Annotated in this window: 17 protein-coding genes, 1 tRNA gene and 1 pseudogene; 8 read left to right on the forward strand and 11 right to left on the reverse strand. The window is 72.3% G+C overall.

Annotated features, from left to right (window positions below; all coding sequences use genetic code 11):
• Positions 1-73 precede the first annotated feature (73 nt).
• Positions 74-1,192 carry a PucR family transcriptional regulator gene (locus ACCP09_RS25880; RefSeq protein ID WP_433751036.1) on the reverse strand — a complete coding sequence of 373 codons (1,119 nt, stop codon included), beginning with the start codon at positions 1,190-1,192 and terminating at the stop codon, positions 74-76.
• A gap of 108 nt (positions 1,193-1,300) precedes the next feature.
• Between ACCP09_RS25880 and ACCP09_RS25885 the strand changes: the two genes are divergently transcribed.
• Complete coding sequence (locus ACCP09_RS25885; RefSeq protein WP_433751039.1) at positions 1,301-2,077, forward strand: SDR family NAD(P)-dependent oxidoreductase; 777 nt, start codon at positions 1,301-1,303, stop codon at positions 2,075-2,077.
• 1 nt (position 2,078) lies between these two features.
• Here the strand turns inward: ACCP09_RS25885 and ACCP09_RS25890 are convergent, their stop codons facing one another.
• Genes ACCP09_RS25890 through selD form a run of 3 tightly spaced genes read right to left on the reverse strand, consistent with a single transcriptional unit; the run spans position 2,079 to position 5,667 of the window.
• The gene (locus ACCP09_RS25890; protein WP_378333430.1) at positions 2,079-2,483 is read right to left on the reverse strand and encodes a CoA-binding protein; all 405 of its coding nucleotides are present in this window, start codon (positions 2,481-2,483) and stop codon (positions 2,079-2,081) included.
• A 28-nt stretch (positions 2,484-2,511) separates the two neighbouring features.
• Positions 2,512-4,659, reverse strand: coding sequence for a P-loop NTPase fold protein (locus ACCP09_RS25895; RefSeq protein WP_433751043.1), 2,148 nt, complete (start codon positions 4,657-4,659; stop codon positions 2,512-2,514).
• A gap of 15 nt (positions 4,660-4,674) precedes the next feature.
• Positions 4,675-5,667, reverse strand: a complete 993-nt coding sequence (gene selD, locus ACCP09_RS25900; protein WP_433751046.1) for a selenide, water dikinase SelD — start codon at positions 5,665-5,667, stop codon at positions 4,675-4,677.
• A gap of 66 nt (positions 5,668-5,733) precedes the next feature.
• Here selD and ACCP09_RS25905 point away from each other — a divergent pair.
• The 4 genes from ACCP09_RS25905 to ACCP09_RS25920 all read left to right on the forward strand — a co-directional run bounded on the left by ACCP09_RS25905 (position 5,734) and on the right by ACCP09_RS25920 (position 9,364).
• Positions 5,734-5,828: transfer RNA gene (locus ACCP09_RS25905), tRNA-Sec, on the forward strand.
• An 18-nt stretch (positions 5,829-5,846) separates the two neighbouring features.
• On the forward strand, positions 5,847-7,127 hold the full coding sequence (gene selA, locus ACCP09_RS25910; RefSeq protein WP_433751049.1) for an L-seryl-tRNA(Sec) selenium transferase: 1,281 nt from the start codon (positions 5,847-5,849) through the stop codon (positions 7,125-7,127).
• The gene (locus ACCP09_RS25915; RefSeq protein WP_433751052.1) at positions 7,115-8,812 is read left to right on the forward strand and encodes a SelB domain-containing protein; all 1,698 of its coding nucleotides are present in this window, start codon (positions 7,115-7,117) and stop codon (positions 8,810-8,812) included. Before selA ends, ACCP09_RS25915 begins: the two co-directional genes overlap by 13 nt.
• 72 nt (positions 8,813-8,884) lie before the next feature.
• Positions 8,885-9,364 (forward strand): hypothetical protein, encoded by a 480-nt coding sequence (locus ACCP09_RS25920; RefSeq protein ID WP_020417016.1) that lies wholly within the window; start codon positions 8,885-8,887, stop codon positions 9,362-9,364.
• Here ACCP09_RS25920 and ACCP09_RS25925 read toward each other — a convergent pair.
• From ACCP09_RS25925 to ACCP09_RS25940, 4 genes are read right to left on the reverse strand one after another with little or no spacing between them, the layout of a single operon-like run.
• Positions 9,361-10,245 carry a TIGR03564 family F420-dependent LLM class oxidoreductase gene (locus ACCP09_RS25925; protein WP_433751056.1) on the reverse strand — a complete coding sequence of 295 codons (885 nt, stop codon included), beginning with the start codon at positions 10,243-10,245 and terminating at the stop codon, positions 9,361-9,363. The two genes, ACCP09_RS25920 and ACCP09_RS25925, sit on opposite strands and share 4 nt — an antisense overlap.
• Positions 10,242-10,895, reverse strand: coding sequence for a TetR/AcrR family transcriptional regulator (locus ACCP09_RS25930; protein WP_433751059.1), 654 nt, complete (start codon positions 10,893-10,895; stop codon positions 10,242-10,244). Before ACCP09_RS25930 ends, ACCP09_RS25925 begins: the two co-directional genes overlap by 4 nt.
• A 39-nt stretch (positions 10,896-10,934) precedes the next feature.
• The gene (locus ACCP09_RS25935; RefSeq protein WP_433751062.1) at positions 10,935-11,318 is read right to left on the reverse strand and encodes a cupin domain-containing protein; all 384 of its coding nucleotides are present in this window, start codon (positions 11,316-11,318) and stop codon (positions 10,935-10,937) included.
• Positions 11,315-12,268, reverse strand: a complete 954-nt coding sequence (locus ACCP09_RS25940; protein ID WP_433751065.1) for a helix-turn-helix transcriptional regulator — start codon at positions 12,266-12,268, stop codon at positions 11,315-11,317. Before ACCP09_RS25940 ends, ACCP09_RS25935 begins: the two co-directional genes overlap by 4 nt.
• Before the next feature lie 62 nt (positions 12,269-12,330).
• Here ACCP09_RS25940 and ACCP09_RS25945 point away from each other — a divergent pair, with 62 nt between their 5' ends.
• Positions 12,331-13,407 carry an epoxide hydrolase family protein gene (locus ACCP09_RS25945; RefSeq protein WP_378333415.1) on the forward strand — a complete coding sequence of 359 codons (1,077 nt, stop codon included), beginning with the start codon at positions 12,331-12,333 and terminating at the stop codon, positions 13,405-13,407.
• 45 nt (positions 13,408-13,452) lie between these two features.
• Here the strand turns inward: ACCP09_RS25945 and ACCP09_RS25950 are convergent, their stop codons facing one another.
• The 3 genes and pseudogenes from ACCP09_RS25950 to ilvD form a co-directional block, all read right to left on the reverse strand.
• Entirely contained in the window at positions 13,453-13,869 is a 417-nt protein-coding gene (locus tag ACCP09_RS25950) for a hypothetical protein (RefSeq protein WP_123684683.1), read from the reverse strand.
• A 202-nt stretch (positions 13,870-14,071) separates the two neighbouring features.
• Positions 14,072-14,199, reverse strand: a pseudogene (locus tag ACCP09_RS25955) (IS982 family transposase); the annotation flags it as partial.
• A gap of 38 nt (positions 14,200-14,237) precedes the next feature.
• A complete protein-coding gene (gene ilvD / locus ACCP09_RS25960; RefSeq protein WP_433751070.1) occupies positions 14,238-15,905 on the reverse strand; it encodes a dihydroxy-acid dehydratase in 1,668 nt (555 codons plus the stop codon).
• 77 nt (positions 15,906-15,982) lie between these two features.
• Between ilvD and boxC the strand changes: the two genes are divergently transcribed.
• Positions 15,983-17,599, forward strand: a complete 1,617-nt coding sequence (boxC, locus tag ACCP09_RS25965) for a 2,3-epoxybenzoyl-CoA dihydrolase (protein ID WP_433751073.1) — start codon at positions 15,983-15,985, stop codon at positions 17,597-17,599.
• Between the two features lies 1 nt (position 17,600).
• Entirely contained in the window at positions 17,601-19,019 is a 1,419-nt protein-coding gene (gene boxB, locus ACCP09_RS25970) for a benzoyl-CoA 2,3-epoxidase subunit BoxB (RefSeq protein ID WP_027933693.1), read from the forward strand.

The following is a 19,019-nucleotide window of genomic DNA, read 5'->3' on the forward strand; positions in this document are numbered from 1 at the left end:
ACCCCGGCGGGTGACGACCTACGGTGGTCGGGTTTTGCCGGCCGCGATTCCTCATCCTGTCGAAATGGGCAGGTCAGTCGCGCACCAGGGGGAGCAGTTTCAGGCCGAGGTGCAGGGTGAGCCGGTGCTCGCCGTCGGCGAGGTCGAGTCCGGTGATCTCCTCGATGCGGTGCAGCCGGTAGTACAGCGACGTGCGGTGGATGTGCAGCGCGGCGGCCGTGTCCAGGCTCGATCCGGCGTGGTCGAGGTAGGCGGCGAGGGTTTCCACGAGCCGTCCGCCCGGGTCCTTGGCGACCAGCGCGAGCAGCGGTTCGGGCAGGTGCGCCCTGGCCGGCGCGGGGACGCGCAGGAGCAGGCCGTAGGCGCCGAGGTCGTCCCAGTGCGCGATGCCGTCGAAGCGGGGCAGCGTCGCGGCGGCGCGGACGGCGACGGCGGCGCGGTCCCGGGCGATCCACGCCTGGCCGTCGGCGGACGTGCCGATGCCGGCGACGCAGCGGGCGCCCGCGCCGAGGACGTCCTCGGCCTGCTTGACGATCGCCACGGCGTCCGCGGCGCCGAGCAGCACGCCCTGCCGTCCGCGCACGTAGAAGGACGGTTCGCGGCCGCGGGTCGCGGCCTCCAGCGCCGTCCGCAGCGCCACCTCGATCCGCGCGGATTCGCCCGAGAGGACCTCGGCGATCAGGACCGTGGACGTGTCCGGGAAGTCGTGCGTGACCGTGCGCTCGGCCGGGTCCGCGCTGAGCAGGCGTCGCAGGGTCTCCTCGCGGGCCGCGCGTTCCGAGTCGGCGACCAGGAAGTCCCGGTAGAGCAGGGCGGCCATGGGCTCGGCAGCGGCCTTGATGGCGTCCAGGTCGGCGGCGGTGAGGGTGCCGTCCGGGTCGATCACCATCAGCAGGCCGAGGAGGGTGCCGCGCCAGCGCAGCGGCATGCTGACGCGGGCGAGCATGTCCAGGTCGGGCCGGGGCGGGATGACGCCGGGGCCGGTCCAGCGGGTCACGCCCTGGGCCAGGATGTGGCCGATCGCCTCACTGCCCGCGCTGCGCTGCAGCATCGCCCGCACCCGCACGGCGTCCTCGTCGCCGAAGTGCCTGCTCGCGCACAGCAGCCGGACCGACGGGTCGTTGATCGCCACCGACCGGCCGAGATCCTCCGCGAGCGCGTCGACCCTCCGCTGCAGTTCGCTCCCGACCATGACCCCATGATCCACCAGGCCGTTCCTCCGGTTTTCGGAACGGCCGCCGCATGGTCTTCGACGTCCGTCGGTTCCGGGCGGGCCGGTGGCGTGCCGATACTGCGGGGCATGGGGAGACTGGCCGGCAAGGTGGCGCTCGTCTTCGGCGCGGGCTCCAGCGGTGACGGGATGAGCAACGGCAAGGCGGCCGCGCTCGCCTTCGCGCGGGAGGGGGCGCGCGTCGCGGCGATCGACATCCGGGCCTCGGAGGCGACGCGCACGGCCGCGGCCATCACGGCGGCGGGCGGTGAAGCGGTAGCGCTGACCGCGGACGTCACGGACGAAGCGCAGGTCGCCGCGGCCGTCGAGGCGGCGTCCGCGCTGGGGCCGCCGTCGGTGCTGCACAACAACGTGGGCGCGACCCGGGTCGGGGATGTGGCGGACCTGTCACTGGCGGAGTGGGACGCCGCGCTGGCGGTGAACCTGCGGCCGGTGTTTCTGACCTGCAAGCACGTGGTGCCGCGGATGCTCGCGGCAGGCGGCGGCGCGGTCGTGAACGTCTCGTCGATCGCCGCGATCCGCGACACCGGTTACGTCTACCCGGCCTACAGCGCGGCGAAGGCGGCGGTGAACCAGCTGACGGTCTCGCTGGCGCTGCGGTACGCGGCCGCCGGGATCCGGGTCAACGCGATCCTGCCGGGGTTGATCGAGACGCCGCTGGTGACGCGCGGTATCGCGGCCGACCCCGGTGAGCTGGCGCGGCGGCACGCGGCCAGCCCGACGGGGCGGATGGGCAGCCCGTGGGACGTGGCCGCGGCGGCGGTGTACCTGGCCTCGGACGAGGCGGCCTACGTCAACGGGGTCTGCCTGCCGGTCGACGGCGGGCTGACCGCGCGCTGCGCCTGACTCACTTCCGGATCCGGGCGAGGGCGCGCACGACCGCGATGCAGCGGTCCTCGACGTAGTTCAGCCCGCCGGACTCGGCGATGCGCCGGGCTTCCGCCGAGACGATGCCCTGCTGCAGCCACAGCGTCTTGGCCCCGATCGCGACGGCCTGCTCCGCCACCTGTGGCGCCTCGCGCGCGGGCCGGAAGACGTCGACGATGTCCACCGGCTCGGGGATGTCGGCAAGGCTGCGGTAGACCTTCTCGCCGAGGAGCTCGTCGGCGGAGGGGTGCACCGGGATCACCCGGAACCCGGCGGCCTGCATCGCGGCCGGCACCGAGTGCGCGGCCTTCGCCGGATCGCGGCTCAGGCCCACCACGGCGATGGTGTTCGCGGCTTTCAGGACTTCTTCGGCAAGGTCGGCCATATCCTGGAAAACCGTTGCCGGACAGGCGCTATTCCACCGCGAGCCCGCGGGCGGCGCGGAAGGACGCGAGCAGGTCCATCGACACCCGCGGGTCGAACGCCATCTGCTGCCGGGCCAGCGCGAGCAGCTGTGGCTCGCCGCCGGGCACGCCGTACAGCCGGTCGCGGGTGAGGTCGTCGGTGAACACCTCCAGGATCGTCGCGCTGAACAGCAGGTACGCGGCGGCCTGCGTGCGCAACGCGGCGAGCCCGTCGCCCGAATCGATCTTCGTCGCCAGCGCGCGCAGCTCCCCGGGCCCGCGCACGGTCGGGATCGACACCAGGTCCGCGATGAGGCCGGACCGCTCCGGCGAGGGTTCGATGCCGCGCGCGGCCCCGGTGAAGGCGTGCGCCTTGCGGTCCAGCTCGCGCCGGACCAGCACCTCGACGACGGCGCTCAGCGGCTGCCCGGCAGGCACGTCGAGCAGTTCGACGACCGTGCGCCGCAGATCGCGGGGCAGGCCGCCGGACAGGCAGTGGCACAGGCAGACGAACTGCTCCGGCAGCCCGAGGACGCGGCGGCTGATCCAGTTCCGCGTGTCTTCCGGGGTGAAGTTGTCCAGCCGCACCATCTCGGAGAAGGCGCTGTCGAACGCGTCGCGCGCGGGGATGCCGCGGCGCTCGAAGGAGACGATCGCGTCGTCCGACACCGACACCAGGAACAGGCACCCGGGCACGTCGAAGACGCCCTTGATGTCGTTGATCAGCTCCTGCGCCTTCTCCGGCTCGGCGATCTTGTCCAGCTCGTCGATCGCGATGACCACCCGCTCGGTCACGCCGGTGGACCGCAGCACCTCCGCCGCGTGTTCGGCGAAGGCGCGGAACTCGTCGACGACCTCGGGGTAGCTGAGCTGTTGTTCGGCGCTTTGCGTGGAGCGGGTCCAGCCGGCCTCGCTCTTCAGCGGCAGGGTGAGCTTGCCGGACCAGCCGGTGGTGTAGGTCTGCAGGAACCGGATGCGCCGCAGCTGCTGCCCGGCGACCGCGCGCAGCTCACGCAGGCGCGGGTCGGCCGGCCGCACCGGGCGCAGCCCGCGCACCGCCCGCCAGGCGAACGCGCCCAGGTCGGCGACGACGGCCAGTGCGACGAGTCCGGCGAGCACCAGAACCGCGATCCGCCAGCCGGTCAGGTCGCGGAACAGCGGCGGCGGATCGGTGACGAACTCCAGCGGCGGCCGTCCCCACGCCCACGCGCCGAGGAGCACCGGCACCGCGATCGCGACGAGGTGGGCCAGCAGGGAACGGACCACGTGCACGGCCCGTTCCCGCCGCCGGACCGGCGCCGCCAGGCGCGCGAAGGTCGCCCAGCGGTGCGGCTGCCCGGCGCCGTGGGTGCGGGTGATGACCTCCTTGCACAGCAGGGCGTGCAGGTAGAGGACGAAGTCGCGGGCGTCGTAGCGGGCAGGCGCGGACGCGACCACGGCGAGCGGCGGCCGGTCCGGATCACCGAGCACCCCGCCCGCGACGAACCGGATGGCGGTGGTCTTGCCGACCCCGCGGTGCCCGGCGAGCGCGATCGCCCCGGTCTCCGACCGTGCGACGGCGGTGCGCAGACGCTCCCCGGCGCCCGTGATGACCGGCGTCGCGCTGGGGGATTCCCGGTAGAGGCCGTCGACCGCGCGGTAGGTGAACTCGGTGCTGTCCGGCGGAGTCCGCTTCTCCTCGACGTAGCGGACCAGCGCCGGCCACACGATCTGCTCGACCGCGTACACCCGCCACAGGTCCTCGACGGGCAACGCGCCGACGCGGCGGAACAGCCCGCGCAGCGGCGCGATCCAGCGGTACCCGATGCGGCAGGCGATCGCCAGCACGGCGAGGTAGGCGGCCACCGCGAACGCGGCGAACCCCCACGGCAGCTGCGGCCAGGCCTGGACGAGCAGCAGGTGGTAGCCGAACACGACGGCGAAGGCGGCGGCGAGCCGGAGGTCGACGAGCCGGTGCTCGGGCAGCCTCGACGTGATCACGCCTTCGAAGGCGGGGTCGCGCAGGAAGGTGGCGCGGCCGCTGGTCAGCCGTTCGCGCAGCTCCGGGTCCGCGGACAACGTCTCGTGCGCCTCGCGCAACGGGATCCGCTCCGCGGCGAGCAGGTCGCGCGCGTCGTCACCGAACAGGACGCCCGCGATCAGCTCGTCGTCCCCCATGGCGATCAGGTTAGATCAGCGCACCACCACGACGTGCTCCCCGCGCGGGACGAACTCGCCGATCACCGGGGCGCCGGGGATCTCGCCTGCCAGCAGGAGGCCGCCCGAGGTCTGGGCGTCGGCGAGGAGCAGGGCCTCCTCCTCGGCCACCGCGGACAGGTCGGTGTGCGGCCGCACCCAGTCGAGGTTGCGCCGCGTGCCGCCGCTGACGTAGCCCTCGGCCAGTGCCGCTCGTGCGCCGTCCACATAGGACACGACGGCTGAGTTCACGACGGCGGTCACCCCGCTGGCCCGCGCCATCTTGTACAGGTGCCCGAGCAGGCCGAAGCCGGTCACGTCGGTGGCCGCGGTGATGCCGGCGTCCAGTGCGGCATCGGCGGCCGGGGCGTTCAGCGTGGTCATCACCTCGATCGCCTCCGGAAAGCGCTCGCCGGTCGCCTTGTGCCGCGAGTTCAGCACCCCGATGCCGAGCGGCTTGGTCAGCGACAACGCCATCCCGGGCCGGGCGGAATCGTTGCGCAGCAGGCGATCCGGATCGCCGACACCGGTGACCGCGAGCCCGTACTTCGGCTCCGGGTCGTCGACGCTGTGCCCGCCGGCGAGGTGGCACCCGGCGCCGGCGCAGACGTCCGCCCCGCCACGCAGCGCCTCCGCCGCCAGTTCGAACGGCAGCACGTCCCGCGGCCAGCCGAGCAGGTTCACCGCCACCACCGGGCGGCCGCCCATCGCGTAGACGTCGGACAACGCGTTGGCCGCCGCGATGCGCCCCCAGTCGTAGGCGTCGTCGACGACGGGCGTGAAGAAGTCCGTGGTGGCGATCAACGCGAGCCCGTCGGAGATCCGCACGGCGGCCGCGTCGTCGCCGTCGTCCAGGCCGACCAGCAGTTCCCCGGCCGGGTCGGTCGGCTGCCTGCCGACCAGCCCGCGCACCACGTCCTCCAGCTCGCCCGGCGGGATCTTGCACGCGCACCCGCCGCCGTGCGCGTACTGCGTCAGTCGATGGCCCATGCCATCATCGTGCCGTCTTCGCGCTGCGCGGGCCGCGCGAAGTTGCGATCATGGGGTGTCCCCCGAGGAGGCGTATCCGGTCTGGTGACCGGCGCGGTCTTCAAAACCGTTGGGCGGCAGCCGCTGTCGCCGGCGGGTTCGATTCCCGTCCGCCTCCGCCACCCAGGGAGGAGCGAGGAGTGACGGACCCCCGTCGCCGCGTGCCGCGGACCGACGTGCTGCTCGCGCACCCGCGCCTGGCCGAGGCGGAGCGCGTGCTCGGCCGCGCCCTGGTCAAGGCCGCGGTCGTGGCGGCGCAGGACCGGGCGCGCGCCGGGGAGATCGAGCCGGAGCAGGTCGCCGAGCAGGCCATCGCGGCGCTGCCGTCGTCCGCGACCTCGCTGCGGCCGGTGGTGAACGCGACCGGGGTCGTCGTGCACACCAACCTCGGCCGGGCCCCGTTGTCGCAGGCCGCGCTGGACGCCGTGGCCACCGCGGGGCGCAGCACCGACGTCGAGTTCGACCTCGCCACCGGCCGCCGGGCCCGCCGCGGCCGGGGCGCGCTGGCGGCGCTCGCCGAGGCGGTGCCGGCCGCGGGCGGGGTGCACGTGGTGAACAACAACGCCGCGGCGCTGCTGCTGGCCGCGCTCGCGCTGGCGCCCGGCAAGGAGATCGTGATCAGCCGCGGCGAGCTGGTCGAGATCGGCGACGGGTTCCGCATCCCGGAGCTGCTGGCGTCCACCGGCGCGCGGCTGCGTGAGGTCGGCGCCACGAACCGGACCAGCCTGCGCGACTACGCCGCGGCGCTCGGCCCGGACACCGGCTTCGTGCTGAAGGTGCACCCGTCGAACTTCCGCGTCACCGGGTTCACCGCGGAGGCGTCGGTGCGTGAACTCGCCACGCTGGACGCGCCGTTGGTCGTCGACATCGGTTCCGGGCTGCTGGCGCCGCACCCGGTCCTGCCGGACGAGCCGGACGCGGCCACGACCCTGCGCGACGGCGCCGACCTGGTGACCGCGAGCGGCGACAAGCTGCTCGGCGGCCCGCAAGCCGGGCTGCTGCTGGGCTCGGCCGAGCTGGTGGAGCGGCTGCGCAGGCATCCCGCCGCCCGCGCACTGCGGGTCGACAAGTTGACCCTCGCCGCGCTGGAGGCGACCCTGCGCGGGCCCGAACCGCCGGTCGCGCGGGCCCTCGTCGCCGACCTGGCGGAACTGCAGCGGAGGGCGGACGCGCTGGCCGAGCGGATTCCCGGCGCGAGCGTGGTGCCGTGCCGGTCGGCGGTCGGTGGCGGCGGCGCGCCCGGCGTGGAGCTGCCCTCGGTCGCGGTGAGCCTGCCGGAGGCGTTGGCGGAGCCGCTGCGCACCGGGACGCCGTCCGTGGTGGGCCGGGTCGAGCACGGCCGGTGCCTGCTGGACCTGCGCACGGTCGGCCCGGACGAGGACGAACTGCTGCTCGCGGCGGTGCGCGCGTGTACGTCGTAGCGACCGCGGGTCACGTGGACCACGGCAAGTCGACGCTGGTCGAGCGCCTCACCGGCACCTGGCCCGACAGGCTGGCGGAGGAGCAGCGGCGCGGGCTGACGATCGAGCTGGGGTTCGCCTGGACGGAGATCGACGGGCGGCGGCTCGCGTTCGTGGACGTGCCCGGGCACGAGCGGTTCGTGCCGAACATGCTCGCCGGGGTCGGCCCGGTGCCCGCCGTGGTGTTCGTCGTGGCCGCGGACGAGGGGTGGATGCCGCAGTCGGCGGAACACCTGGCGGCGCTCGACGCGCTCGGCGTCCGGCACGCGCTCCTCGTCGTGACCAAGGCCGACCTCGCCGATCCAGGGCCTGCGACCGCGGAAGCGCTTTCCCAGCTGGCGGTCCTCGGCAGCTGCGACGCGGTGTCGATCGGGCGCGGCGGGGACCTGGCGCCGGTGCGCCGGGCGCTGTGCGCGCTCGTCGACCGGCTGCCCGCCCCGGATCCGGCGGCGGACGTGCGGCTGTGGGTGGACCGGGCGTTCACGGTGCGCGGCGCGGGCACGGTGGTGACCGGGACGCTCGCCGGTGGCACCCTGCGCGCCGGGGACGAGCTGGAGCTGGCCGGGGAGCGGGTGAGCGTGCGCGGGCTGCAGTCGCTCGGCGCGGCGGAAACCGAGGTGACCGCGGTGGCGCGGGTCGCGGTGAACCTGCGCGGGGTGGACCGCGACCGGGTGCGGCGCGGGGACGCGCTGCTGACGCCCGGGGCGTGGGTGCACACGTCGGAGGTGGACGTGGCCGTGCGCGCGCAGGGGGAGCTGCACCGGGAGCTGGTGCTGCACCTCGGCGCGGCGGCGGTCCCGGTGCACGTCCGTCCACTGGGGACGGACGCGGCGCGCCTGCGGTTGCGGGAACCGTTGCCGCTGCGCATCGGGGATGTCGGGCTCCTGCGGGACCCCGGCGAGCACCGGATCGCGGCCGGGGTCACGGTGCTGGACGTGCGGCCGCCGCCGCTGCGGCGTCGCGGTGCGGCGCGTACGCGGGCGGCCGAGCTGGCAGCCGGCCGGGTGGCGCCGCCGCCGATCGCCCGCGCGAGCGAGCTGCGGGCGATGGGATTTCCCTTGACGGGCAAGCGGATCGGCGAGTGGATCGTGGACGACGCGGCCATCGCGCGGGCACGCGAGGAGGCGCTGTCGCGGTTCGACGAGTGGTCATCTCGCAACCCCGTCGCGGCCGGGATGCCGGTGGAGGCGCTGCGCCAGGCGACCGGCCTGCCCGCGGCCGAGCTGGTGCCGGCCGCGCTGGACGGCACCGGATTGGTGATCGCCGACGGCCTCGTGCGGCGCCCGGGCGCGGGGTTGCCCGCGCCGGTGCTGTCCGCGCTGGCGCGGCTGGACGAGCGGTTCCGGTCGCAGCCGTTCCGCGCGCCCGAGGCCGACGACCTCGCCGAGCTGGGGCTGGGCACGCGGGAACTCGCGGCGGCGGTGCGGGCCGGGCGGCTCACCCGGATCGCCGACGGGGTGTTCCTCGGCCCGGACGTGGTTCCGCGGGCCGCCGAGGTGCTGGGGACGCTGCCGCAGCCGTTCACGGTCAGCGAGGCCCGGCGAGCGCTGGACACGACGCGCCGGGTCGCGGTGCCGTTGCTGGAGCTCCTCGACGCCCGCGCGATCACCGCCCGGACCCCGGATTCGCGGCGCCACCTGCGCTGAGCTGCCACGACACGCGGGTTTCGCTCGGAAGCGTGACGGGTACTCGACTCACGGTGAGGAGAGGAGCTCGTCATGGACACGAACGCCTATGTGGCCTTCCTCGTGATAGGCGCGCTGATCGTCCTGGTCGACGGTCAGTTCGTCTACCACAGCGGGAAGCGGTACCTGGCGAACGGGCAGGGCGAATCGGAATCGGGGGCGTCCATGGCCCGGCTGGTCGCGGTGCTGTTCCACATCGCGACGCTGGGCGTGCTCGCGCTCATCTCCACGATCGATTTCCCCGGCGGCACCACGCCGACGGCGATCGTGGGACGCATCGGCGTGTTCCTGCTGGTGCTGGCGCTGGCCCACGGCATCACCATCGCCGTGCTGTCGCGCCAGCGCGAGGAACAGGTCGTCGAGCAGATCAACACGCGGATGAACGCCCCGCGCCCGGCGGACCACTCGCTCAACGACCCGGTCGTCTCGCCGGTGCCCGGGCAGGAGGGCCGCGACCCGCGGGTCAGCCCGAGCATCGAGAGCGGCACGCCGTACACGACGGACCGGTACTAGGAGTTCAGGCTCCGCAACAGTTCCAGCGTCCGATCCTGCTCCGCCGGTGACCCGACGAGGGCGGCGGCGAACTCGGTGGCTCCGGCGTCCAGCTGACGCCGGAGTTCCCGTTCGACCGCGTCCTCGTCGCCGGCGACGACGACCTCCGCGATCTCCCGCACCCCCTCCCGGTCGAGGACCGCGCGGTACGCGGGCAGCGTCCCGGCGATGCCGTACTCCCGCGCGACCCATGCGCGGATAGCGTCCGGCTCGTCGGTCACCGCCACCACCACGCCCGCCACCACGCGTGGCTCGGCCCGCCCGGCAGCGGCCTTCCTGATCTTCGGGACGATGTGCTCGCCGAGCGTGCGTGGCCCGGCCCAGGTGGTGATCGTCCCGTCCGCCAGCTCGCCCGCGACGCGCAACGTCCGGTCCCCGAGCGCGGACACCAGCAGCGCGGGCGGCGTCGCCCCGGTCACTTCCAGCCGCGCTCGTGCCGTCAGCGTTTCCCCTTGGTGGGCAACGGTTTCCCCGCGCAGCAGCGGCCCGAGTGCGCTCAGGTACTCGCGCAGGTGCCTGGCCGGCCGGTCGTAGGGGAGGCCGTACTGGCCTTCGACCATGACCGGGTGGCTGAGCCCGACGCCGAGGCTGAGCCGGTTGCCGGTGGCCGACTGCGTGCTCAACGCGCGCGTGGCCAGGGTGATCGGGTGCTGTGGCCAGGTCGGCACGATCGCGGTGCCGAGCTCGATCCCGGGCACCTCCCGCCCGGCGACGGCCAGCGCGATCAGCGGGTCCCAGCCGAACCGCTGGCCCAGCCACAACGCGGGCAGACCGGAGCGGGCCGCCGCGACGATGTCGTCGATGGTCTTGCCCGCGTCGTCGAGCATCAGGCCGATCCTCATGGGTTTCCCCCGTCGTAGAAGGTGCGGTGCTCGTTCCCGATCTCGGTGAGCAGTTCGGCGGCCCGGGGCGCGAGCGCGGCCAACAGCGCCGGGTCCGGTTCGCCCGCCGGTTCGAAGGCGCCGCGCACGGTCGCGGCGAGCAGGTCCGCGGCGCCGGGGTGCGGCGGGGACAGGAAGAAGCCTTCGAGCGTGGCGTGCCAGGCGTAGCGGAGGTCGTCGAACGGCAGGTCGTCGCGCACCAGGCCGTGCTCGGTGAGCAGCCGGAAGTAGCCGGCGAGGGCCTCGTCGTGCCGTGACTCCGCCCGTTCGCGGGCGAGCTTGCCGAGCACGTTCGGATCGGCTCGCGTGAGCGCCCGCAGGAGGGGGCGGCGGTTGACCGACTCGAAGTTCACGCGGGTTAGCTCGTGCAGCAGGACCGTGCGCGGATCCGCGCGGACGGCGGCGACGAGTTCGTCGGAGGCCGCGGCCAGCTCGCGCCGGAACACCGAGTGGAACAGGTCCTGACGCGACTTCCAGTGCAGGTAGACGGTGCCCTTGCCGACCCCGGCCCGTTCGGCCACGTCGTCGACCGTCACCTTCTGGTAGCCCCAGCGCAGCAGCAGGTCGGCGGCCACGTCGAGGATGCGTTCCGCCCGCTCCCGGCGATCCATGTGGCTATCTTATGACCAATTTTGAAATTCAGTCAACAGTCACCAGTGGCCGGCCGCGGGCGAGGCCTCCTCGCCCGCGCCCGGCCACGGTGGCGTCGTCACGGCGACCACCGCCAGCCCGTCCGCGCCCGCCCGGAACTGGAACGCCGTGCCGAGCGGGATCGTCAGGCACACCCCGGGCGCCAGCTCGGTGACCTCCTCGCGCGTGCCCTGCCCGCGCCACATCCGGCCGCTGCCGCCGACCACGTACCAGATCTCCTCCACGGTCGCGTGCGAAACGGCCTGCGACACCTGCTCCGGCTCCAGCGCGAAGTGCGCGAAGCTCGCCACGCCCGGCAGTGTGCACAGTGGACGGACCGCGGACCCGTCGGGCGCGGTGACTTCGACGGCGTCCGCGAGACGCGTGGTCTGGAAGGGTTTCACGACACGGCCTTCCGGTAGCGCCGCGACAGGACGCGCAGCCGTTCGACGAGTTCCGGCGGCCCGGTCACGGTGAAATCCAGGTCCAGCAGACCCAGGTGCACGGCGATGCTCTGCACGGTTTCCGCGCCGGTGTGCAGCACGCACCTCGTCGCGTCGATCGCCTCGACCGCGCCCACCGCCGGGTTGATCCGCTCGCGCACCACGTCCGCCGGGGCGTGCACGGTCACCTCCGCGTGGTGCCGCCACGCCGCCGCCGACACCCCGCGGCGCACCCGGTCGGTCACCTCTTCCGGCAGCTCACGCGGGGTGAACCGGGGGCCGGACGGGATCTTCGGCTCCATCCGGTCCACGCGGAAGGTGCGCCAGTCGCCGCGGTCGCAGTCCCAGGCCACGAGGTACCAGCGGCGCCCCCAGTTCACCAGCCGGTACGGCTCGGCGACGCGCCGGCTGGTCGTGCCGTCGTGGCCGGTGTAGTCGAACCGCAGCCGCTCGTGGTCGCGGCACGCCGCGGCGAGGAGGCTCAAGGTTTCGCCGCTCACGCGTGGCCCTTCGCTGTCGGTGGGCGCGCGGACGGCGTACGTGCTCAGCGCTCGCACGCGGCGCCGCAACCGCGACGGCAGTACCTGTTCCAGCTTCGTCAGCGCCCGCAACGCCGTTTCCTCGACGCCGGTGAGCGAGCCGGCCGCCGTCCGCAGGCTGATCGCGACCGCCACAGCCTCCTCGTCGTCGAGCAGGAGCGGCGGCAGCGCGGCGCCCGCGCCCAGCCGGTAGCCGCCGACCGAGCCGCGTGTGCCGTGCACCGGGTAGCCGAGGTTGCGCAGCCGCTCGACGTCGTTGCGGACGGTGCGGGTGCTCACCTCGAGCCGTTCGGCCAGTTCGGCGCCGGTCCAGTCGCGGGGTGTCTGCAGCAGGGACAGCAGGCGGAGCAGTCGGGCTGAGGTCTCCAGCATTTTCCCGAGTCTGCCCGATCAATAGGAAAGAAGTCTTCCTATTTGGCTTCTAGCTTGGTGTCATGACCGAGATCAAGCCCTTCCGCATCAACGTCCCGCAGGCCGACCTGGACGATCTGGCCGATCGCCTCGCCCGCACCCGGTTCAGCGAAGAGCTCGCCGACGGCGGCGCCGACTACGGCGTGCCGGTCGCCCGCGTGCGTGAGCTGGTCGAGTACTGGCGCGACGGCTACGACTGGCGCGCCTTCGAAGCGAGTTTGAACGCCCATCCGCAGTTCACCACCGAGATCGACGGCCAGAACGTCCACTTCCTGCACGTCCGGTCGGCGCGCGAGGACGCGCTGCCGCTGATCCTCACGCACGGCTGGCCTGGTTCGGTGGTGGAGTACCTCGACGTGATCGAGCCGCTGTCCCGCGACTTCCACCTGGTGATCCCGTCGATCCCGGGGTTCGGCTTCTCCGGCCCGACCCGCGAGCGCGGCTGGAACCGGTACCGCGTCGCGAAGGCGTGGGCCGAGCTGATGGCCCGCCTCGGCTACGAGCGCTACGGCGCGGTCGGCAACGACGGCGGCTCGCTGATCTCACCCGAGGTCGGCCGGGTGGACCCGTCGCACGTCGTGGGCGTGCACGTCACGCAGATCTTCTCGTTCCCGTCGGGTGATCCCGCCGAGATGGCCGACCTGACGCCGGAGGAAGGGTCCGCGCTGGAGCACCTGCAGTGGTTCTGGTCGAAGATGGGCGCGTTCAACCAGCTGCAGGCCCAGCAGCCGCAGACGCTGGCCCACGCGCTGGCCGATTCGCCGGCCGGGCTGGCCGGCTGGAACGGCCAGCTGCTCGCCGGCCTCGACGACGACTTCGTGGTGACGAACCTGGCGATCTACTGGCTGACCGGAACCACGGCGTCCTCGATGCGGTTCTACTGGGAGGACGCGCAGACCGAGCCGCCCGCCGAGCCGACCACGGTGCCGCTCGCACTGGCCGGCTTCGCGAACGACTTCCAGTCGATCCGCCGCTTCGCCGAGCGCGACCACAAGAACATCGTCAGCTGGCACACCTACGACGTCGGCGGGCACTACGCCGCGCACCAGGCCCCGGCGGAGCTGGTGCAGGACATCCGGCAGTTCTTCGGCTCCCTCTAGGAGCGGACGGGGCCGGACCGCGTGTCGGCGGTCCGGCCGCGGTCGTCAGGCGTAGAGCGTCGGCGAGTACAGGCGCGCGTCGTTGCCCACGCCGTCCACCCCGAAGCGGATCGTGCTGTCCTCGCGGAAGTCCTTGTCGCACACGCCCCAGTGGCCCGACCCGAGGTTGTTCCGGCACGTGCCCTGGCGGTAGGGCGACCCGTTCAGGTTGTTGTACCAGCGGACCTCGGCCGATTGCCCGTTCGCCTTCGTGTCGCGGACGTAGAACAGGTCGCCGTAGGGCTGGTAGCAGCCCTCCACCCCGGTGTCCGTCACGCAGTAGTACCAGTAGTTGCCGCTCGGGCCGCTGGAGGCCGTCGCGATGTTGTAGTCCGAAGCCGCGGCCGTTCCCGGGACGAGCAGCGCGAGGACCGCGCCGATCGAGGTGGCCAGGGCGACGAACAACGAACGTCGTGCACGCATGCGGGAACTCCTTCGCCAGGAATGGGCGCACTGTGTGCTGCCCCCAGTGGCGGAGGACATTATTGGATTGTTGAACGATTCGTCAATACTACGTCTAGATGTAAGTCCGATCTTGGTTAGTGGTCGTAGGCGATCAGGGATCGGGTGGTGGGTTGGCCGGTGGCGCGGTTGTGCCAGATGGCGGCGGTGAGGGCGAGGAGTCGTTGCGGCCGGGCAGATACGGGAACGCGCCCGGCACGTGACGAGGCACGAACCGCAGCCACCGGGCCTCGGAACGCACCCCAGCAGCACTTGCGCCACCGCCAGCGTCAGCGGTTCAGCATCCTTCACCCATCTCCACACCCCACCCAGGGTTAGGACTTACTCATCTACGAGCAGACGGCTCCCTGTGCCGCGGAACCGACCAGACGGGCGTACTTGGCCAGCACGCCGGTGCGGCGCGGCGGCGGGGGCGCTTCCCAACCGGACCGGCGTTCGGCCATCTCCGCCTCGGAAATGTCCACATCGAGCGTTCGCGTCTCCATGTCGAGCACGATCGGGTCGCCGTCGCGGACGAAGGCGATCGGGCCGCCGTGCGCGGCCTCCGGGGCGACGTGCCCGATGCACAACCCGGTGGTGCCGCCGGAGAACCGGCCGTCGGTGAGCAGCAGGACATCCTTGCCCAGCCCGGCGCCCTTGATCGCGCCCGTCACGGCGAGCATCTCGCGCATCCCGGGCCCGCCGCGCGGCCCCTCGTACCGGATCACCACCACGTCGCCGGGCTGCAGCGTCGGCATCGCGTCCATCGCGGCCTGCTCGCCGTCGAACACCCGCGCCGTGCCCTCGAACCGCGACGAGTCGAACCCGGCGCTCTTCACCACCGCGCCCTCCGGCGCGAGGCTGCCGTGCAGGATCGTGAGCCCGCCGGTCGGGTGGATCGGGTTGGACAGCTTCCGCACGACCTCGCCGTCCAGCTCCGGCGGGGCCAGCTCGGCCAGGTTTTCGGCCAGCGTCTTGCCCGTCACGGTGAGACAGTCGCCGTGCAGCAGACCCGCGTCCAGCAGGGCCTTCATCACCACCGGCACCCCGCCGACCCGGTCGACCGCGGTCATCACGTGCCGCCCGAACGGCTTGACGTCGGCCAGGTGCGGCACCCGGTCACCGATCCGGGTGAAGTCGTCCAGCGTCAGATCGACCTCGGCCTCGTGGGCGATGGCCAGCAGGTGCAGCACCGCGTTGGTGGACCCGCCGAGCGCCATCACGACGGCGATCGCGTTCTCGAACGCCTCGCGCGTCAGCACGTCACGGGCGGTGATCCCGGCGCCGAGCATCCCGACAACGGCCTCGCCGCTCTCCCGGGCGAACCGGTCGCGCCGCCGGTCCACCGACGGCGGGCTCGCCGAACCGGGCAGCGACATGCCCAGCGCCTCGGCCGCGCACGCCATCGTGTTCGCCGTGTACATCCCGCCGCACGCGCCCTCACCGGGGCAGATGGCGCGTTCGATCTTGTCGACCTCCTCGCGGGAGATCAGTCCGCGGGCACACGCGCCGACCGCCTCGAACGCGTCGATGATCGTCACCTCGCGGCCGTCCACATTGCCCGGGAGGATCGACCCGGCGTAGAGGAACACCGCCGCGACGTCCAGCCGTGCGGCGGCCATCAGCATCCCGGGCAGGCTCTTGTCGCACCCGGCGAGCAGCACCGCGCCGTCCAGGCGCTCGGCCTCCATCACCGTCTCCACCGAGTCGGCGATGATCTCCCGCGACACCAGCGAGAAGTGCATGCCCTCGTGGCCCATGGAGATGCCGTCGGACACGGAGATCGTGCCGAACTCCATCGGGTAGCCGCCGCCGGCGTGCACTCCCTGCTTGCTCGCCTGGGCGAGCCGTTGCAGAGACAGGTTGCACGGTGTTATCTCGTTCCATGAGGACGCGATGCCGATCTGCGGTTTGGCGAAGTCCTCGTCGCCCATCCCGACCGCGCGCAGCATGCCGCGAGCCGCCGCGCGTTCCAGTCCATCCGTCACGTCCCGCGACCGGGGTTTGAGGTCAGCCATGCTGAGCACGATAGGCGCGAGATCCACTCTCTACACAACGTTGACGTTCGGGAAAAACAAGTAGAGAATCGAGAGCCATGACGACGGTGTCATTCGATCGGCGACCGGAGGACTACCGGCACTGGCGGCTCCGGATCGAGCCGCCGCTGGCGTGGCTGGAGATGGACGTCGACGAGCAGGGCGGCCTGGTCCCGGGTTACGAGCTGAAGCTCAACTCCTACGACCTGGGCGTGGACATCGAGCTCTACGACGCCGTGCAGCGGCTGCGCTTCGAGCACCCCGAGGTGCGCGCGGTGATCCTGACCAGCGCCAAGGACAAGGTGTTCTGCGCCGGCGCGAATATCCGGATGCTGGCCGGCTCCCCGCACGAGTGGAAGGTGAACTTCTGCAAGTTCACCAACGAGACCCGCAACGGCATCGAGGACGCCACCGAGAACTCCGGCCAGATCTACCTCGCCGCGGTCAACGGCAGCTGCGCCGGCGGCGGCTACGAAATCGCCCTGGCCTGCGAGAAGATCCTGCTGGTCGACGACAACTCCTCGACCGTCGCGCTGCCCGAGGTGCCGCTGCTCGGCGTGCTGCCCGGCACCGGCGGCCTCACCCGCGTCACCGACAAGCGCCGCGTCCGCAAGGACCGTGCCGACGTGTTCGCCACCCGCCCGGACGGCGTGAAGGGCCGCACGGCGGTCGACTGGCGGCTGGTCGACGAGCTGGTCCCGCGCCAGGAGTTCCGCGCGGTCGTCGAGCAGCGGGCCCGTGAGCTCGCCGCCCGCAGCAACCGGCCGGAGAACGCGCAGGGCATCGTGCTCGAACCGCTCGACCGCACCGAGGACGACGATCGCATCACCTACCCGAACACCACCGCCGAGCTGGACCGCGCCGCCGGCGTCGTCACGATCACCGTGCGCGGACCGAGCGGCGACGGCTGGCTGCTGGCGATGACCCGCGAGCTGGACGACCTCATCCTGCGCCTGCGTACCAACGAACCCGAGCTGGGCACCTGGGTCTTCCGCACCGAGGGCGACCCGGACGCCGTGCTCGCCGCCGAACGGGAGGTGCTCACCGGTTCCGACTGGCTGTCCAACGAGGTCCTGCACTACTACAAGCGCACGCTGAAACGGCTCGACGTCACCAGCCGCAGCCTCATCGCGCTGATCGAACCGGGCAGCTGCTTCGCCGGGGTGCTGCTGGAGCTGGCGCTGGCCTGCGACCGCCAGTACATGCTGGACGGCCCGCCGATCGACGACGAGGACAGCGATGAACGCGCGTCGATCGTGTTGTCCGACGCGAACTTCGGCGCGTTTCCGATGGGCAACGGCCTGTCCCGCCTGGAATCCCGGTTCTACGGCGAGCACGACCACCTGGACTGGCTCAAGCGCGAAAGCGACCGACGGCTGTCCGCCGGCGAGGCCGTCGAGCTGGGCCTGGTCACCGAGGCCCCGGACGACATCGACTGGGAGGACGAGATCCGGATCGTGCTGGAGGGCCGCGCCGCGCTGTCGCCGGATGCGCTCACCGGCATGGAGGCCAACCATCGGTTCGTCGGCCCGGAAACCATCGAGACCAAGATTTTCGGCCGGCTGACGGCCTGGCAGAACTGGATCTTCACGAGACCGAACGCCTCCGGGCCGGAGGGCGCGCTGCGCCGCTACGGCACCGGCCAGAAGGCTTCCTTCGACCGCAAGCGGGTGTGAGATGCCGACCAGGATCGACTACGACGCCAAGATCCCGAACAACGTCGAACTGTCCGACAACCGGAGGCTGCAGCGGGCGCTGGAGGGCTGGCAGCCGAAGTTCATGCACTGGTGGGCCGAGATGGGCCCGGCGCTGGAAACCCAGGGCGTGTACCTGCGCACGGCGGTCAGCGTCGGCCGCGACGGCTGGGCGCACTTCGACCACGTGGTGCCGCAGGACTACCGCTGGGGCATCTTCCTCGCCGAACGTGACCCGGACCGCCGGATCGCGTTCGGCGAGCACCGCGGCGAGCCGGCGTGGCAGCAGGTGCCCGGCGAGTACCGCGCCGACCTGCAGCGGCTGATCGTCATCCAGGGCGACACCGAGCCGGCTTCGGTGGAGCAGCAGAAACTGCTCGGCCTGACCGCGCCCAGCCTGTACGACCTGCGCAACCTCTTCCAGGTCAACGTGGAGGAGGGCCGTCACCTGTGGGCGATGGTCTACCTGCTGCACGCCTACTTCGGCAAGGAGGGCCGCGAGGAGGCGGAGGCGTTGCTCCACCGCAACTCGGGCAGCCCGGACACGCCCCGCATCCTCGGCGCGTTCAACGAGGAGACCGCGGACTGGCTCGCGTTCTACATGTTCACCTACTTCACCGACCGCGACGGCAAGTACCAGCTGGGCACGCTGAAGGAGTCCGCGTTCGACCCGCTGTCGCGCACCTGCGAGTTCATGCTCAAGGAGGAGGCGCACCACATGTTCGTCGGCACCACCGGGGTCGACCGCGTGGTGACGCGCAGCGCCGAGCTGATCCGCGAGCACGACACCATGGACATCGCCGCGCACGGCGGCATCCCGCTGGACATCATCCAGCGCTACCTGAACTTCCACTACACCGTCTCGCTCGACCTGTTCGGCAGCGAGACCTCGACGAACGCGGCCAACTACTACACCGCCGGCCTCAAGGGCCGCTGGATGGAGACCCGCCGCAAGGACGACCACCAGCTGACCGAAGACGCGGCGCTGCTGGAGAAACCGCAGGACGACGGTACCTGGACCGCCGAGGAGATGCAGAAGATCCTGCTGCTCAACCTCGACCTGCGCGGTGAGTACATCGCCGACTGCTCCTCCGGGGTCAAGCGCTGGAACAAGATCCTCGCCGACGCGGGCATCGACTTCCGGTTCCGCCTGCCGCACCCTGGTTTCAACCGGAAAGTCGGCATAAACTCCGGCCACCACATCACGCCGGACGGGACGATCGTGGACGAAGCGACCTGGGAGCGCAGCCGCAAGCACTGGCTGCCGACCGACGAGGACCTGGCGTTCGTCCGCTCGCTCATGCACCCGGTGTACGAACGGGGCAAGATCGCGAGCTGGGTCGCCCCGCCACGACAGGGCATCAACGGGAAGCCGTTCGACTACGAGTACGTGTACCTGTAA

Origin of the sequence: Amycolatopsis sp. 3B14 (assembly GCF_050958625.1) — a bacterium.
GTDB lineage: Bacteria > Actinomycetota > Actinomycetes > Mycobacteriales > Pseudonocardiaceae > Amycolatopsis_E > Amycolatopsis_E thermoflava.